This is a genomic window from Propioniciclava sp. LT294 (genome assembly GCF_059516005.1).
The window spans coordinates 243957-258610 of sequence record NZ_JCAKNG010000005.1; the positions used below are offsets into that span (position 1 = coordinate 243957).

17 protein-coding genes are annotated in these 14654 nt (G+C 68.5%); 7 read left to right on the forward strand and 10 right to left on the reverse strand.

Annotation, left to right across the window (positions count from 1 at the left end; genetic code table 11):
- Positions 1-15: 15 nt before the first annotated feature.
- The 4 genes from AC5YDA_RS08930 to AC5YDA_RS08945 are packed head-to-tail and all read left to right on the forward strand — an operon-like array spanning position 16 to position 3406.
- Positions 16-1329 carry an aminotransferase-like domain-containing protein gene (locus AC5YDA_RS08930; RefSeq protein WP_496189045.1) on the forward strand — a complete coding sequence of 438 codons (1314 nt, stop codon included), beginning with the start codon at positions 16-18 and terminating at the stop codon, positions 1327-1329.
- Between the two features lie 9 nt (positions 1330-1338).
- On the forward strand, positions 1339-2298 hold the full coding sequence (locus AC5YDA_RS08935; protein WP_496189046.1) for a D-alanine--D-alanine ligase family protein: 960 nt from the start codon (positions 1339-1341) through the stop codon (positions 2296-2298).
- Positions 2295-3032: an SURF1 family protein gene (locus tag AC5YDA_RS08940; protein ID WP_496189047.1), complete on the forward strand. Its 738-nt coding sequence runs from the start codon at positions 2295-2297 to the stop codon at positions 3030-3032. Before AC5YDA_RS08935 ends, AC5YDA_RS08940 begins: the two co-directional genes overlap by 4 nt.
- Entirely contained in the window at positions 3029-3406 is a 378-nt protein-coding gene (locus AC5YDA_RS08945) for a DUF3817 domain-containing protein (protein ID WP_496189048.1), read from the forward strand. The genes AC5YDA_RS08940 and AC5YDA_RS08945 overlap by 4 nt, the downstream gene beginning before the upstream one ends.
- Positions 3407-3523: 117 nt before the next feature.
- On the opposite strand, the gene AC5YDA_RS08950 is transcribed toward AC5YDA_RS08945, so the two are convergent.
- From AC5YDA_RS08950 to AC5YDA_RS08960, 3 genes are all read right to left on the reverse strand, one after another.
- Entirely contained in the window at positions 3524-4459 is a 936-nt protein-coding gene (locus AC5YDA_RS08950; RefSeq protein WP_496192927.1) for a ParB/RepB/Spo0J family partition protein, read from the reverse strand.
- Between the two features lie 14 nt (positions 4460-4473).
- The gene (locus AC5YDA_RS08955) at positions 4474-5388 is read right to left on the reverse strand and encodes a ParA family protein (RefSeq protein WP_496189050.1); all 915 of its coding nucleotides are present in this window, start codon (positions 5386-5388) and stop codon (positions 4474-4476) included.
- 335 nt (positions 5389-5723) lie between these two features.
- Positions 5724-6377 (reverse strand): PhzF family phenazine biosynthesis protein, encoded by a 654-nt coding sequence (locus tag AC5YDA_RS08960; RefSeq protein ID WP_496189051.1) that lies wholly within the window; start codon positions 6375-6377, stop codon positions 5724-5726.
- Positions 6378-6548: 171 nt separating this feature from the next.
- On the opposite strand from AC5YDA_RS08960, the gene AC5YDA_RS08965 reads away from it, so the two are divergent.
- Complete coding sequence (locus tag AC5YDA_RS08965) at positions 6549-7964, forward strand: Nramp family divalent metal transporter (RefSeq protein ID WP_496189052.1); 1416 nt, start codon at positions 6549-6551, stop codon at positions 7962-7964.
- Positions 7965-7975: 11 nt separating this feature from the next.
- Positions 7976-9001 (forward strand): L-idonate 5-dehydrogenase, encoded by a 1026-nt coding sequence (locus AC5YDA_RS08970; protein ID WP_496189053.1) that lies wholly within the window; start codon positions 7976-7978, stop codon positions 8999-9001.
- Between the two features lie 50 nt (positions 9002-9051).
- Here the strand turns inward: AC5YDA_RS08970 and AC5YDA_RS08975 are convergent, their stop codons facing one another.
- From AC5YDA_RS08975 to rpmH, 7 genes are read right to left on the reverse strand one after another with little or no spacing between them, the layout of a single operon-like run.
- Complete coding sequence (locus AC5YDA_RS08975) at positions 9052-9741, reverse strand: FadR/GntR family transcriptional regulator (protein WP_496189054.1); 690 nt, start codon at positions 9739-9741, stop codon at positions 9052-9054.
- Positions 9741-10409, reverse strand: coding sequence for a 16S rRNA (guanine(527)-N(7))-methyltransferase RsmG (rsmG, locus tag AC5YDA_RS08980; RefSeq protein WP_496189055.1), 669 nt, complete (start codon positions 10407-10409; stop codon positions 9741-9743). The genes AC5YDA_RS08975 and rsmG overlap by 1 nt, the downstream gene beginning before the upstream one ends.
- Positions 10410-10413: 4 nt before the next feature.
- Positions 10414-10986 (reverse strand): Jag family protein, encoded by a 573-nt coding sequence (locus AC5YDA_RS08985; RefSeq protein WP_496189056.1) that lies wholly within the window; start codon positions 10984-10986, stop codon positions 10414-10416.
- A 3-nt stretch (positions 10987-10989) separates the two neighbouring features.
- On the reverse strand, positions 10990-12054 hold the full coding sequence (gene yidC / locus AC5YDA_RS08990; RefSeq protein WP_496189087.1) for a membrane protein insertase YidC: 1065 nt from the start codon (positions 12052-12054) through the stop codon (positions 10990-10992).
- 16 nt (positions 12055-12070) lie between these two features.
- Entirely contained in the window at positions 12071-12310 is a 240-nt protein-coding gene (gene yidD / locus AC5YDA_RS08995) for a membrane protein insertion efficiency factor YidD (protein WP_496189057.1), read from the reverse strand.
- A gap of 4 nt (positions 12311-12314) precedes the next feature.
- Positions 12315-12656 (reverse strand): ribonuclease P protein component, encoded by a 342-nt coding sequence (gene rnpA / locus AC5YDA_RS09000; RefSeq protein WP_496189058.1) that lies wholly within the window; start codon positions 12654-12656, stop codon positions 12315-12317.
- Between the two features lie 18 nt (positions 12657-12674).
- Entirely contained in the window at positions 12675-12812 is a 138-nt protein-coding gene (rpmH, locus tag AC5YDA_RS09005) for a 50S ribosomal protein L34 (RefSeq protein WP_182817337.1), read from the reverse strand.
- Between the two features lie 328 nt (positions 12813-13140).
- On the opposite strand from rpmH, the gene dnaA reads away from it, so the two are divergent.
- Complete coding sequence (dnaA, locus tag AC5YDA_RS09010; RefSeq protein ID WP_496189059.1) at positions 13141-14532, forward strand: chromosomal replication initiator protein DnaA; 1392 nt, start codon at positions 13141-13143, stop codon at positions 14530-14532.
- The last annotated feature ends 122 nt before the right edge of the window (positions 14533-14654 follow it).

Genomic DNA, 14654 nt, shown 5'->3' on the forward strand with positions numbered 1-14654 from the left:
TGAGAGAATGGCCGGGTGAGCTCACTCGAACCGTCCCGCCGCGACACGCGGCTGGATCCGTACATCGACCAGTATGCAGACCGCACGGGATCCATGACCGTGTCCGCAGTACGAGCTCTCTTCGCCGTCGCCAACCGCCCCGAGGTGGTCTCGCTGGCCGGTGGCATGCCCAACATCGCCGACCTGCCCCTGGCCGAGCTGGGTGCGAGCTTCGACCAGCTGATCCAGGCCAAGGGCGTCCAGGCCATGCAGTACGGGTCGGGCCAGGGCGAGCTCTTCATGCGGGAGAAGATCGTCGAGGTGATGGCCGAGGAGTCGATCCAGGCCAACCCCGACGACGTGGTCATCACCTGTGGCTCCCAACAGGCGCTCGACCTCGTGACCCGCATCTTCGTCGACCCCGGCGACGTGATCCTCTGCGAGGCACCGTCCTACGTCGGCGCGATGGGGACCTTCAACGCCTACCAGGCCCGGATCCACCACGTGGAGATGGATGAGCACGGCCTGGTCCCCGGTGCGCTGCGCGAGGCCGTCGTGTCGCTGCGCGCTGCCGGCCGCCGGGTGAAGTTCCTGTACACGATCCCCAACTTCAACAACCCGACGGGCATCACCCAGCCGCTGGAGCGGCGCCGGGAGGTGCTCGCGGTCGCTCATGAGCTCGACGTCCTCGTCGTCGAGGACAACCCCTACGGCCTCCTCACCATCGAGGGAGCGCCCATCGACGCGATGCGCTCGATGGATCCCGACGTCATCTACCTGGGCTCGTTCTCCAAGACGTTCGCCCCGGGCTTCCGGGTGGGGTGGGTGCTCGCGCCGCACGCCGTCCGTGAGCGGCTCACCATCGCACAGGAGGCGGCCGTGCTGTCGCCGCCGGTGTTCAGCCAGTTCGCGATCACGAGCTACCTGGAGAACTTCGACTGGCGGGGCCAGATCGACGCCTTCCGGGGTATGTACCGGGCCCGCCGCGACGCGATGCTGGACGGCCTCGCCCTCCACATGCCGCCCGGCACCACCTGGACCTCGCCCAACGGTGGCTTCTTCGTCTGGGTCACCCTCCCGGAGGGCCTCGACTCCCAGGCGCTGCTCCCCCGCGCGGTGAACGAGCGGGTGGCGTACGTTCCCGGCACCGCGTTCTACGCCGACGGCTTCGGCAGCCGCAACATGCGCCTGTCGTACTGCTTCCCGACGCCGGAGCGCATCCTGGAGGGAACCCGACGCCTCGGCAAGGCCATCGCCGACGAGCTCGAGATGCACCGGACCTTCGGACTCGGCGCCCAGGCGCACCTGCACACCGACCGCAACCTCGGCCCTGCGCCGGACGTCTCCTGAGGAGCCCTCGTGACTGACAACGTGATCGTCCTGGCCGGTGGGCTCTCCCACGAGCGTGACGTCTCGCTGCGCTCCGGTCGCCGCGTGGCCCAGGCGCTGCGCGACTCCGGGCACACCGTCCTCGAGGCGGACGTGAACGCCGACCTGCTGACCACGCTCGCCTCGGTCGCGGATCCGGTCGTCTTCCCCGTGCTCCATGGCGGAGCCGGCGAGGACGGGGCCCTGCGCTCGGTGTTCGACCTGCTCGGGACGGCCTACGTCGGCTCGACCGGACCGGCGTCGCGCATGGGCTTCGACAAGTCGGTGGCCACGCCCATCGTGGCGCAGGCCGGTGTTCGGACGCCGCGGCAGTCGGCCCTGCCGCACGACATGTTCCGCGAGCTGGGGGCGGCCAATCTCGTGGCGGCGCTCGGCGAGAGGATCGGATTCCCCATGATGGTGAAGCCGGCACGCAGCGGTTCCGCACTGGGCTGCACGCGCGTGGACAAGGCTGCGGACCTCCCGGCCGCCGTCGTCGCCGCCTTCAGCTACGGCGAGGTCGCCATCGTCGAGGAGTTCATCGAGGGCACCGAGGTGGCGGTTTCCGTCATCGACGACGGTGAGTCGCTGCGGGCCCTCCCCGTGGTGGAGATCCGTCCCCGATCCGGCATCTACGACTACACGGCGCGGTACACCGCCGGGGAGACACGGTTCCTGGCGCCTGCCGACCTGCCCGAGGAGGTCGCTGCCGCCTGCGCGGAGATGGCGCTGACCGCTCACCGCGTGCTCGGGCTGCGCGACCTCTCCCGCACCGACATCATCGTCCGTGACGGCCGACCTTTCTTCCTGGAGGTCAACGTGGCCCCCGGGATGACCGAGACGTCCACCCTGCCCCTGGCCATCGAGGCCTCGGACGACACGTTCGCGGCCGTGTGCTCCGCGCTCGTGGCGGCGGCCCGCAAGCGCTCGGGGGGCGCCGATCCCGCATGAGCACCCGCCTGAAGCAGATCCTGGTCGTCTCCATCGCCGCTGTCGGGGCGTTGGTGATGGTGTTCCTGGGCCTGTGGCAGATGCAGGTGTTCGTCGACGAGGGGAACAGGACGGTGCAGGACCGCGCAGCGCAGGCTCCCGTGCCGCTGGACGAGCACATGGGGTCGGCCGGTGAGATCGGTGACATCTACGGCAAGCGCGTGACGATCACCGGGCGGTACCGCGACGAGCAGGTCCTGGTCCCGGGCGTCGGGGGTCGCCGCGTGCTCGCCGCCTTCGAGGTGCGGGACGGCCGGACGCTCCCCGTCGTGCGCGGCTTCGTCGCTGACGGGGTCCCCATTCCTCCCCCGCCGACCGGCGAGCGCGTCGAGACGGGGATCTTCCTGCCCGGTGAGGGTGATGTGAAGGACGACCGGAACATGCCCGTGCCGGTACCGCCGGGTCAGCTGGCCTCGGTGCGGATGCCCGCGCTGGCCCAGCTGTGGCCCCAGCAGCTCGTGCCGGGCTTCGTGACACTCGACGAGTCGGACGCCACGGCCCACGGCCTGGCGCCGGCCCGGGTGCACCTGCCCACGGGCGACGGATCGGCCCGCAACAGCGGGTACGCGCTGCAGTGGTGGGTCTTCGCCGCCTTCGGGTTGGGAATGGCGATCAAGATCGCCCACACCATGGGCGTCAAGGAACGACGCGCCGCCGACGCGGTGGCGCTCAGCAACAGGGAGGAACTTTCATGAGCATGTCGCTCGACGAGAGCCCGATCGAGGTCGACGAAGTACCGGGCATCCGGGGTGCCCTGGTGCGCTACCGCGTCATGGCATGGATCGTGGGCATCCTGCTCGCCGTTCTCGTCCTGGTGGGCTTGCCGCTGAAGTACTTCGGGGGCAACGACGCCGTCGTGGTGGCGACGGGTGTGCCCCACGGATGGTTGTACATGGTGCTGCTCATCACCGCCTACGACCTCGGACGCCGCGTCCGTTGGCCCTGGCTGCGCCTGATCCTGATCGCCCTGGCCGGGACGATTCCATTCCTGTCGTTCGTGGCCGAGCACCACGCCACGAAGGATGTCCGGGGGCGGCTCAGCGCGGTGAACGACTCCCTGTCCGCCTGAACGGCCCCCACGCGGCGCAGCCAGCGCCGTGACCCGCCCGGACGCCCACAGCCCCGTCGGCTGTGGGCGTCGTCACCTGTGTGGACGAGTCTCAGGTAGATGAAGCGGTTTGTCGATTTATTGCTCTGTTGCTATGCCTTGTTTGAGGACGGTCAGGATGCGTTCCAAGTCGTCCTCGCCCGCGAACTCGATGGTGATCCGGCCTTTGTTCCGGCCGATCTGGACGTTGACGCGGGTGTCCAAGGAATCGGTGAGCACCTCGGACAGCGCAGCGGCGCGGGGCGAAGGCGTGCGGAGCGCCGGCATCCGTCGTGCCTTCTCCGGCCGGTCCCCCAGCGAGACGATCTCCTCCACGCTGCGAACGCTGAGTCCTTCCGCCACGATGCGTTGGGCAAGGCGCTCCTGCCGGATCGGGTCCGAGAGGGCCAGGAGCGCCCGCGCGTGCCCGGCGGACAGGATTCCGGCGGCCACCCGGCGCTGGACGGGCGCCGGCAGACGCAGGAGGCGGATGGTGTTGGAGATCTGAGGCCGGGAGCGCTTGATCCGCAGGGCCAACTCTTCCTGGGTGCATCCGAAGTCGTCCAACATCTGCTGGTAGGCGGCAGCCTCCTCCAAGGGGTTCAGCTGCACACGATGCAGGTTCTCGAGCAACGCATCCCGAAGAAGGTCGTGATCCGCCGTCTCTCGGATGATGGCCGGGATGGTGGCGAGCCCTGCCTTCCGCGTCGCCCGCAGGCGGCGCTCGCCCATGACCAATTCGTAGGCGTCATCGACGCGCCGGACGACCACCGGCTGAAGGAGGCCGACCTCACGAATGGATTCGACCAGTTCAGCGAGGTCGTCCTCGTCGAACACCTGACGCGGCTGTCGGGGGTTGGCTGTGATGCGATCAACCGGCACCTCCAGGAACGCGGTGCCGGCGGGGGAGTGAACCAACTCCGCCTCCGTGTCGCCTGGGGCTGCCGGGTGTTCACGCTCGGCGTCCGGAGTGGTGGGCCGGATCAGGTCGCCGAGCCCCCGCCCGAGGCCGGTCCGCTGTCGTGGTGCTGCCATGGAGATCCTCTCAATCAGAAGCTGGTGGCGCCGCGTTCGGCGATCTCGCGGGCCGCAGCCAGATAGGCCTGGGCGCCGACGGAGTTGAGTTGATAGCTGATGACCGATTGCCCGTAGGACGGCGCCTCGGCCACCCGCACCGAGCGCGGGATCACCGTCTGCAGGGTCTCCCGGGCGAAGTGACGACGCACCTCATCAGCAACCTGCGCTGAGAGGTTGGTGCGAGCGTCGTACATCGTCAACATGACGGTGGAGAGCACCAAGCCGTCGTTCAGCCGTCCCTTGACGAGGTTGATCGTCTTCAGGAGCTGTGTGACACCTTCGAGCGCGTAGTACTCGCACTGGATGGGGATCAGGATTTCGTGGGCGGCCACCAGCGCGTTCAGTGTGAGCAGCCCCAGCGATGGGGGGCAGTCGATGATGACGTAGTCCACGTGGAAGTGGTCAAAGAAGCCGTCGAGCGCGGTCTTGAGGCGTGTTTCACGTGAAACGGTGGCAACCAAGCCGATCTCGGCTCCCGCCAGGTCGATCGTGGCCGGGAGCACCCACACATTGGGGTGATCCGTGCTGCGCTGAAGCGCGTCCACCAGTGGGTGCTGGTCGACGAGGACTTCGTACGTCCCCAGGGTTCCCTCGGTGTGATCCACCCCGAGCGCCGTGGAAGCGTTGCCTTGGGGGTCGATGTCGACCACCATCACCCTGAGGCCACCTTCTGCGAGCCCGGCCGCCACGTTGACCGCTGTCGTCGTCTTACCCACGCCACCCTTCTGGTTGGCGACCACCATGATCCGCGGTGACCCTGGTTCTGGGAGTGTCGGCGTTTCACGTGAAACACCGGCCGCCAAGTCGTCGGGCGGCTCCGGTTGGCTGAACGACTCCTCCGGTACATCAAAGGCGATGCGCCGAGGTGTCGTGGGGGAGCTGGTCACTACTGGGCCACCTTTCCAGGCTTGCAAGGGACGCCCTCAATCTATCGGAGTCCAACACCCGCACGACGCCGGGCCCACCACGCAGGGCCCACGACTTCAGGCCCACCCCGCCATGGGCGGACGCGACCAGGCCGCGTCGCTCGGCTGACCAGCGCCGGCCGCCACCGCCGCCACGGCCGCCGCGCTACCCGCCCGCGCGGAACAACGCGGGGGCTGGCCGGCCGGGCTGGTCCTGAGTCGCGATGGCGACGCCGGCATCAGCGCAGCCGTGAGGAAATCGTGCACTCATGTCGTCAGGTGGTTTTGTCGACATGCAGATCAATACCTAGATACTTCTATCGATCCAGCGCCACGTTGCCACTCAGGGCCACCTTGCCCGTGTGCGTCGGGCCCACCGCCAGACGGGATCCCATACCTTGCCGGATCCGCACCGCTCGACCCAGGTGGTGCGCCAGGAGCATCGCGGCCGATCCGGTGGCTTCGTCCTCTGCCACGCCGATCTCGTCCACGAACGCCCTCGCCCTCACCAACCCGCTCGCCTCATCGATCCAGGCCCAGACGTACTCGTGGGAACCCTCCCACGGCCGATAGTCGTCCACGACCTCGGGAGACACCACCTGGGTCAGGTCGATCGCGGGGCTCCAAGCCGGGTCACCCAGAATGGTGGCCCCTTCCCGTGTGGCCACGCAGTGCACCCTCCCGGCGTCGCACTGAAGGGAATGCACTTCGTGCCCGAGGTGGTCGATCAACCACGCGGCACCCACGGTCGGGTGACCCGCGAACGGGAGCTTCACGCTCGGCGTGAAGATGCGCAACCGCCCGGACAGCACGTCATCGATGAACACCGTCTCACTGAAACCCAGGGCCGACGCACGTGACTGACACACCTCGTCCGACCAACCCGCCGCATCGAGGAAGGCACCGAGGAAGTTGCCGAAGCGGTTCTCCTCGTCGGTGAAGACGCGCAAGACGTGGTCAACGGGTCGCATGGCCACCAAGACTATCGCCGACTCCTGAACCCATCGACTTGCGCCAAGCAAAACCCATTCGTATGCTTATTGCGTCCCACTGATCTGACATCGTATGTCTAAATGCTGGATGACAACGCACGACCCCGCGACCGCATGGAGGCGGCGTGGGCACATGAGAAAGCGGAAGCAATGACGACAACCGTGACGGGCGAGCAGGATCTCGCCCTCAAGAACGACCCGTACGTCCTCGATCCTGCCAAGATCCAAGAGCCGCCCGAGGGCTGGCGCGCGAGCCTCAAATACCTCGGCCCGGGCATGGTCACCAGTGCCGCCGTCGTCGGATCGGGAGAGCTGATCACGGCCACCACGCTGGGAGCCCAGGTCGGATTCATGCTCCTGTGGATCGTGCTCATCTCCACCTTCGTGAAGGTCGCCGTCCAGATCGAGCTGGCCCGGTGGTCGATCTCAACCGGCAAGGTCGCCATGACGGGCTACGACCAGGTCCCCCCGAGGATCGGCAAGCGCGGCTGGATCTCCTACATCGGTCTGCTCATGTTCCTGCAGATCCTCATCGGTCAGGCTGGCGTCCTCGGCGCCGCGGCTCTGGCCATGTCGATGATCCTGCCCATCGGCGGTGACCCGATGTCGACGGTCTCGCTCGGCTTCTGGATCGCCGTGATGGTGGTCCTGGCCATCGCCATCCATGCGGCCAACAAGTACGACGTCGTCGAGAAGGTCTCCACCGTCCTGGTCGTCCTCGTGACCCTCCTCGTGGTGGCGATGCTCTTCGGCGTCCAGTTCACGCCCTTCAACTGGACCGCCGGCGACCTCGCCCACGGCCTCACCTTCCAGATCGCAGCCGGCTCCATGGGCGTCGCCCTCGCCATGTTCGGCCTGACCGGAGTCGGTGCCGGAGAGATCACCGCCTACACCTACTGGTGTGTCGAGAAGGGCTACGCCGCCTGGACCGGCAGGAACGACGGTTCCCAGGCGTGGGCCGCTCGGGCACGCGGTTGGGTCAAGGTCATGCAGCTCGACGCCTGGGTCTCCTGGGTGATCTACACGGTCTCCACCGCCGCCTTCTACATCCTCGGTGCCGCCGTCCTCCACCCGCAGGGTCTCGTGCCCAAGGGCAACGCCGTGCTCGAGACCATCTCGCACATCTTCACCGACACCATGGGCGGCTGGGCCGGCGTCGCCTTCCTCATCGGCGCCGCGGTCGCCCTGTTCAAGACCATCCTCGCCAACGCCCCCGGCTTCTCCCGCCAGGTCACCAACACCCTCGCCGTCTTCGGGGTCTTCAGCTGGACCGACCTCGTGGCACGGGACAAGTGGATGCGGGCCCTCGTCATCGCCCTCCCCATCGCCTGGGGCCTGTTCGCCGTCGTGTTCAAGTCGCCGCTCGAGCTCCTCATCATCGCGGGCATCGGCAACGCCCTCTTCCTGATGGCCGTCGTGGTCGCCGTGCTCCACCTGAACCGCACGGAGACCGATCCGCGCATCAAGGGCCACGGTGCTTGGTACGTCTACCTGTGGGTCTCTGCCATCGCGGTGTTCGCCGTGGGTGCGCTCGGCCTGTGGGACCAGATCCAGAAGATGCTCTGAGGAGGCTGACCATGAAGGCAGTGGTGGTGCATGCGGCGGGCGACCTGCGCGTCGACGACATCCCGGATCCGACCTGCGGTCCCGACGAGGTCCTCGTCTCCATGGAGTGGGGCGGCGTGTGCGGCTCCGACGTGGCCTACGTCCGGTCCGGCACATCGGGCACGGCGGTCCTGCGCGACCCGCTCGTCCTCGGCCACGAGGTCGCCGGCACGGTGGCCGAGGTCGGCGCGCGGGTCACCGGGGTCCAGGTGGGGGATCGGGTCACCGTCCATCCCGCCACCCCGGTGGGGAATTTCGACGTGCCCGAGGAGGTGGCGCACCGGACCAACCTGTGGCCGCAGGTCCGCTACTTCGGCTCGGCGGCGTTCCACCCGCACGAGCAGGGCGGCTTCTCCCGGCTCCGCGCCGTGCGACCGGACCAGCTCCGCCTGCTGCCCGCCGGTGTCTCCACCAAGGAGGGCGCCCTCGCCGAGCCGTTCGGCGTAGCCCTGCACGCGGTCAACCGCGCGGGTGACATCGCCGGTCGCTCCGTCCTCGTCAACGGCGCTGGCCCCATCGGTGTCCTCGCGGTCGCGGCCGCCAAGGCGAAGGGTGCCACCACGGTCTACGCGTCCGACCTCTCGGAGGCCGCCCTCGGCATCGCGGCCGCCATGGGGGCAGACCGTGTGGTCCGCGTGGCCGGCGGCGAGGCGCTGCCCACCGACGTGGACGTCGCGATCGAGGCGTCCGGCGCGCCGGGCGCACTGGGTGGTGTCATCTCCGCTGTCCGGCGCGGCGGAACGCTCGTGCAGGTGGGCAACCTGCCGGGCGGGGAGATCAATGCCGTCCTGGGCAACATCGTCACCCGGGAGATCGACTTCAAGGGGTCCTACCGCTTCGTCGACGAGATCAGCGAGGCCGTCGCCCTGATGGACGGCACCGTGGACGTCTCCCCGCTGATGACGCATGAGTACCCGCTGGAGGACGCCCTCGAGGCCTTCGCCGTTGCCGGCGACCGCTCGACCGGGTCGTCCAAGGTGATGCTGAAGCTCTCCTGACGCGAGTCGTGAGAGGCCCCCGCCGTTCGGCGGGGGCCTCTCACGCATTCTCAGTCGATCTCGTGTCTCACCACGGACACGATGCCCCGGGCGAAACCCTCGGCGGCGTCCTCGTCGCGCCGGCCGATGGCGGTCGCGAGTTCACGGTGCCGTTCGAGGTTGCTGGGCGCGGGATCGGCCGGCGTGAGTCCCACGGCATTGCGACCCTCGAGGCACGCGATGATGCTCTCCACCAGCGCACAGAACGCATCGTTGCCCGTCGCCTGCAGCATCGTGCTGTGGAAGACCACGTCGGCTGCGAGGAACTCCGGGCTGTCGCCGCGGCCCCCCCGTCCGAGTTCCACCATCTCCTCGGCCGCACGCACCATCTCCCGTACCTGCGCGGATGAGGCGCGCCGGGCGGCGAAACGGGCCGCCACGGGTTCGATCGCGGAACGCAGTTCGGTGAGCGCCTGCAATTGGACGCGGCGCTCCGGCCCGGCGACACGCCAGCGGATGACCTGCGGCGCGAGGACGTTCCAGTCCTCGCTCGGCTGGACGGTGGACCCCACCCGGGTGCTCGCCCGCACCAGACCGAGGCTCTCCAACACACGGATCGCCTCGCGGGCCACCGAGCGGGACACCTGGAACTCGCGCTCCACGTCAGCTGTGGTGAAGGTCGATCCCGGCGCCAATCGCCCCGCGACGATCCTCTCGCCGAGCGCATCCACGACGCGCGTGTGCAGGCTCCTGGCGACCATCAACGGTGCCTGTCGCACACGATGAGCCAGGTCGGGTCGGCACCGGGATGGGTCACGACCGCGCGCACCTCGGCGCGGAGACCGCGACGGCGGAAGGCGGCCGCAGCCTCCACGACCTCCGCCTCGGCCGAGCTGCCCTTGAGCGCCACCAGCCGTCCCCGGGGCGACAGCAGGGGAACACACCACTCGAGCAGGCGGGGGAGCGGCGCCACAGCCCGGCTCGTCACCACGTCATAGGTCCGGTGGTGCCCCAGCGGATCCTTGTCCGCGGCGGCGACGGCCCGTCCGCGCACCACGGTGACGCGGTCACCGAGGCCCAGCTCGTCCACCACCTCAGCCAGGAAGGTCGCCCGACGGAGCAGTGGCTCCAACAGGGTCACGCGCAGGTCCGGCCGGGCCAGTGCGAGGGGGATCCCCGGTAGCCCGGCACCGCTGCCGACGTCGACGACCGAGGCGTCCGCCTCGATCGCAGCCCCGACCGCGACGCTGTTGAGGACGTGGCGCTCCCAGATCCGATCCACCTCGCGGGGTCCGATCAGGCCCCACTCGATTCCCTTGGTGGCCAGCAGCTCCGCGTAGCGAGCAGCGCGTCCGGCCTCATCGCCGAACACCGACGCCGCGGCCGGATGGGCCGCGGCGTCAGGCGTCTCGGGCCCCGGGAGACCCACGGTGTCAGGCCTTGGGGAGGACGACGACTCGGCGACGGGGCTCCTCGCCCTCCGACTCGCTCACCAGGCCGGCCGCCGCGACCGCGTCGTGCACGATCTTGCGCTGGTACGGGTTCATCGGCGCCAGGCGGGCGGCCTCGCCCGTCTGCTTCACCTCGGCGATGGCGTCGGCCGCGAGGTCCTGGAGCGAGGCGCGCTGCCGGTCACGGTAGCCCGCGACGTCCAGCATGAGGCGGGACCGGTGCCCGGTCTCCGTCATGACCGCGAGGCGCGCGAGCTCCTGGAGCGCGTCCAGCACCTCGCCGTCCTTGCCGACCAGGACCTCGGACTCGGTGATGATCGAGATGTGCGCCCGGCCACCCTCGTTGAAGGTGTCGATGTCACCGTCGAGGTCGGCGATGTCCAGCAGTTCCTCGAGATAGTCGGCAGCGATCTCACCCTCGTTGTTCAGGGCCTCCTCGCGCTTGCTGACGCGGGGAGCGGCGCCATCCTGCTCGTCGCTCTCCTCAGCGGTCCCGGCGTCGATCGCCTCGACCTCGGCGTCCTCGGGCGTCACGCCCAGGGCGTCCTCACTCATGTGTCACTCCTTCGTGCCGCCGTCCGCCTGACGCGGGCGTGCTTGCTTGCGGTTGGCGCGCGTGTTGCGGCTCGGCTGCTGCCGGCGGACGCGCTGCGTGGTGTCGTCTGTGGCGTCCGCCGTGCCGTCGGCCGGCGCCGGCGCTGCGGTGCTGCCGCCGGAACCCTGGCGGGCGACCTTGGTGGGATCACCCGGGGTGGCGACGGGGCCACCCCTCTTGCGCCGCATCTTGGCGGTGCGCTGGCGGATGATCTCGTCCGGGTCCTTGCCCTTGGCGCGCATCCGCTCCTCCCAGTCGACGAACGCGGGGGTGTTGGGCGTGGGGTTGTTGTGGATCAAGAGGTACTGCTGCCCGATCGTCCACAGGTTCGAGGCGAGCCAGTAGATCATCACGCCGATGGGGAAGGCGTAGCCCGTGAACAGGTAGATGGCCGGGAAGAGGTACAGCATCATCTTCTGCTGTTGGGCGAACGGGCCCTCGAGCGCCTCCGGCGGCATGTTCTTGCGCATGAGCATGAGCTGCATGAAGAACAGCGAGACCACCATGGCGATGACCAGGAAGCCGGCCACGAAGAGCGTCGACCCGACCACGAACCCGTTCTGGGCGAGCGTCGCCGAGATCTTGGCCCCGAAGATCGTCGACTCGCGCAGGGAGTCGACCAGGTGCGGGTTCGTCTCGAACCAGAACCCCGTGGGGTGCCCGGTCGCCGCGCCGTTCAGCACGTAGAACAGGCCCAGGAACACCGGCATCTGCAACAGCAGGGGCAGGCAGGAGGCGGCGGGGTTGACGCCCTCCTCCTTGTACAGCTTCATGACCTCCTGGCCGTACCGCTCGCGGTCGGAGCCGTACTTCTCCTGGAGGGCGCGCGCCTTGGGCGCGACCAGCTGCATGGCCCGGGAGCTGTTGATCTGGCGCACGAACAGCGGGATCATCAGCGTCCGCACCACCACGGTCAGCGAGACGATCGCCAGCACCCAGGTCCAACCGGAGTTCGGGTCGAGGACGGTGCTCCACAGCGAGTGGGCACCGACCAGGATGCCCGACATGACCCAGTAGATGGGCTGCATGAGCGTGTCGAGGAATTCAAGCACGATGCACCTTCTGTGCGTCAGTGGTCGGCACGGGGTCGTAACCGCCGAGCGACCAGGGATGGCAGCGCACGAGGCGCCTCAGGGTGAGCCAGGTCCCCTTGATGGAACCGTGGATCCGGACCGCGTCCAACGCGTAGGCGGAGCAGGTCGGGTGGAACTTGCATACGTCGCCGTACAGGGGGCTGATCACGGCGCGGTAAACCTTCAGCAGTCCGATGAGCACGTACCTCATGGGATCACGCCGTCCGGCCGAGCTTGGCCACCGCCGACGCCCAGGCCGAGGCGAACTCCTCGGCCAGGGGTCCGGACGCCGCGGGCGCGAGCGCGCGCACCACGACGTCCAGGGGAACGGGGGACGTCGACAGGCTGCCGGCCACGAGGTGCCGCAGGCGCCGCTTGACCCGGTTGCGCGTCACGGCGTTGCCGACGGCCTTGGACACGACAAAGCCCGCCCGTGACGGCGGGCCCTGCCTGGGACGTGCGTGCAGCACGAGCGTCGGCCTGCCCACCCGGATGCCACCGCGCACCACGGAGCGGAACTCGTCCGAGGCGCGCAGTCGGTGCGGGGCGGGCAACACCGCGACGGAGGCGATGCGTCAGCCGGCGAGGCGGACGCGGCCCTTGCGGCGGCGGTCCGCCAGGATCGCGCGACCGGCGCGGGTGCGCATGCGGAGGCGGAAACCATGGGTGCGGCTGCGACGCCGGTTGCTCGGCTGGAAAGTGCGCTTGCTCACGCCATTCTCCCTTATCTTGTGACCACGGGTGCGGATCGACTGCGCCCACAGTGGACACAGGCATCGCCTCGGCGGCGACTGTCCAACGATACGCGGCCCACCCGGGTCGGGGCAAACTGACGGTTCGGTTGGCCCAAGTCGAGCCGACACGCCGCACGATGTCCAAACTGGGCCGTCGACCATTTGCTCGACCAGGGGCTTCGGGCTAGCGTTGCCTCTCCCGGCCACTCCAACGCGTTTTCCTGTTGGAGGTGCCGGCCATCATGCATAGTTGTCCACATCATGTGGACAAACATGTGGATGAACGGACAACCAAGGGAAGTGATCCATGACGCAGGACGGTGTTGACGCCCTGAACGGAGCATGGAACCGGGTTTGTGAACTCGCCGACACACCCTTGAAGCCGTGGCTCAAGTCCGCCAAGCCGGTGACGATGGTCGGCGACACGATGGTCATCGTCGTGCCCAACGATTTCTCACGCGAACGCGTCGCCGTGAAGTACCGCGAGTGGATCGAGACGACGCTGGCCGGCCACTACAACATGCCGATCAAGCTCGCCGTCTCGGTCGACAACACCTTGGAGGTCGACCTCGAGGAGGGCACGGCCGCTGCCCCGGAGCTGCCGCTGGAAGCCCCCAGCCTGGGGCTGGGCACATCCCAGGCGCCCGGCGCCCCGGGCAATGGTGACCGCCTGAACCCGAAGTACACCTTCGAGAACTTCGTCATCGGCTCCTCGAACCGCTTCGCGCACGCCGCCGCGGTGGCCGTCGCCGAGGCACCCGGCAAGTCCTACAACCCGCTGATGATCTACGGCCCGTCCGGCCTGGGCAAGACCCACCTGCTGCACGGGATCGGCCACTACGTGCGCCAGTACTTCCCCCAGGTGCGCGTGAAGTACGTCTCCACCGAGGAACTCACCAACGACTTCATCAACGCGATCTCCGAGAACCGCACCGTCGAGTTCCGGAAGACCTACCGCGAGATCGACGTCCTGCTGATCGACGACATCCAGTTCCTGGAGAGCAAGATCCAGACGCAGGAGGAGTTCTTCCACACGTTCAACACGCTGCACAACGCGCAGAAGCAGATCGTGATGACGTCCGACCGCCCGCCGAAGGCGCTGGAGGCACTCGAACCCCGCCTGCGGTCCCGGTTCGAGTGGGGCCTGCTGACCGACATCCAGCCGCCCGACCTCGAGACGCGCATCGCGATCCTGCGCAAGAAGGCCACCGCTGAGCATCTGGTCGCCACGCCCGAGGTGTTGGAGTTCATCGCCGACAGGATCGCGACGAACATCCGCGAACTCGAGGGGGCGCTCATCCGCGTGACCGCGTTCGCGTCCCTGAACCACCAGCCGGTCGACCTGCGCCTGGCCGAGGAGGTGTTGAAGGACCTGATCCCCGAAGGGGTCGAGGCCCAGATCACGCCGCCGCTGATCATGAGCCAGACGGCCACCTACTTCAACATCACCGTCGACGACCTGTGCGGCCCGGCCAGGACGCACGTGCTGGTGACCGCCCGGCAGATCGCCATGTATCTGTGCCGGGAGCTGACCGACTTCTCGTTGCCCGCCATCGGACGCCTCTTCGGCGGACGTGACCACACGACGGTCATGCACGCGAACAAGAAGATCCGCCAGCTGATGGCCGAGCGCCGCACGATCTACAACCAGGTCACGGAGCTCACCAACCGCATCAAGCAGGCTGCCTCCGCCCGCTGAGGTGGGCGCGCGGTTCCGCGTCGGTGTCTTGGGGGGGCGCGCTCCTGCTCGGGGGCCCGACACTCAGACTTGTCACAAGAGTCCCTGTGGCGCCACCAAGGCCCCGGTGGCGAAGTTGAGTG

Bases quoted from the DNA above. Each gene is read 5' to 3' on its own strand.
- AC5YDA_RS08965 (WP_496189052.1), top strand. From the start codon at position 6,549: ATGACGACAACCGTGACGGGCGAGCAGGATCTCGCCCTCAAGAACGAC.
- AC5YDA_RS08940 (WP_496189047.1), top strand. From the start codon at position 2,295: ATGAGCACCCGCCTGAAGCAGATCCTGGTCGTCTCCATCGCCGCTGTC.
- AC5YDA_RS08985 (WP_496189056.1), bottom strand. From the start codon at position 10,986: ATGAGTGAGGACGCCCTGGGCGTGACGCCCGAGGACGCCGAGGTCGAG.
- AC5YDA_RS08960 (WP_496189051.1), bottom strand. From the start codon at position 6,377: ATGCGACCCGTTGACCACGTCTTGCGCGTCTTCACCGACGAGGAGAAC.
- AC5YDA_RS08950 (WP_496192927.1), bottom strand. From the start codon at position 4,459: ATGGCAGCACCACGACAGCGGACCGGCCTCGGGCGGGGGCTCGGCGAC.
- AC5YDA_RS08975 (WP_496189054.1), bottom strand. From the start codon at position 9,741: ATGGTCGCCAGGAGCCTGCACACGCGCGTCGTGGATGCGCTCGGCGAG.
- dnaA (WP_496189059.1), top strand. From the start codon at position 13,141: ATGACGCAGGACGGTGTTGACGCCCTGAACGGAGCATGGAACCGGGTT.
- AC5YDA_RS08945 (WP_496189048.1), top strand. From the start codon at position 3,029: ATGAGCATGTCGCTCGACGAGAGCCCGATCGAGGTCGACGAAGTACCG.
- yidC (WP_496189087.1), bottom strand. From the start codon at position 12,054: ATGCAGCCCATCTACTGGGTCATGTCGGGCATCCTGGTCGGTGCCCAC.
- yidD (WP_496189057.1), bottom strand. From the start codon at position 12,310: ATGAGGTACGTGCTCATCGGACTGCTGAAGGTTTACCGCGCCGTGATC.
- AC5YDA_RS08970 (WP_496189053.1), top strand. From the start codon at position 7,976: ATGAAGGCAGTGGTGGTGCATGCGGCGGGCGACCTGCGCGTCGACGAC.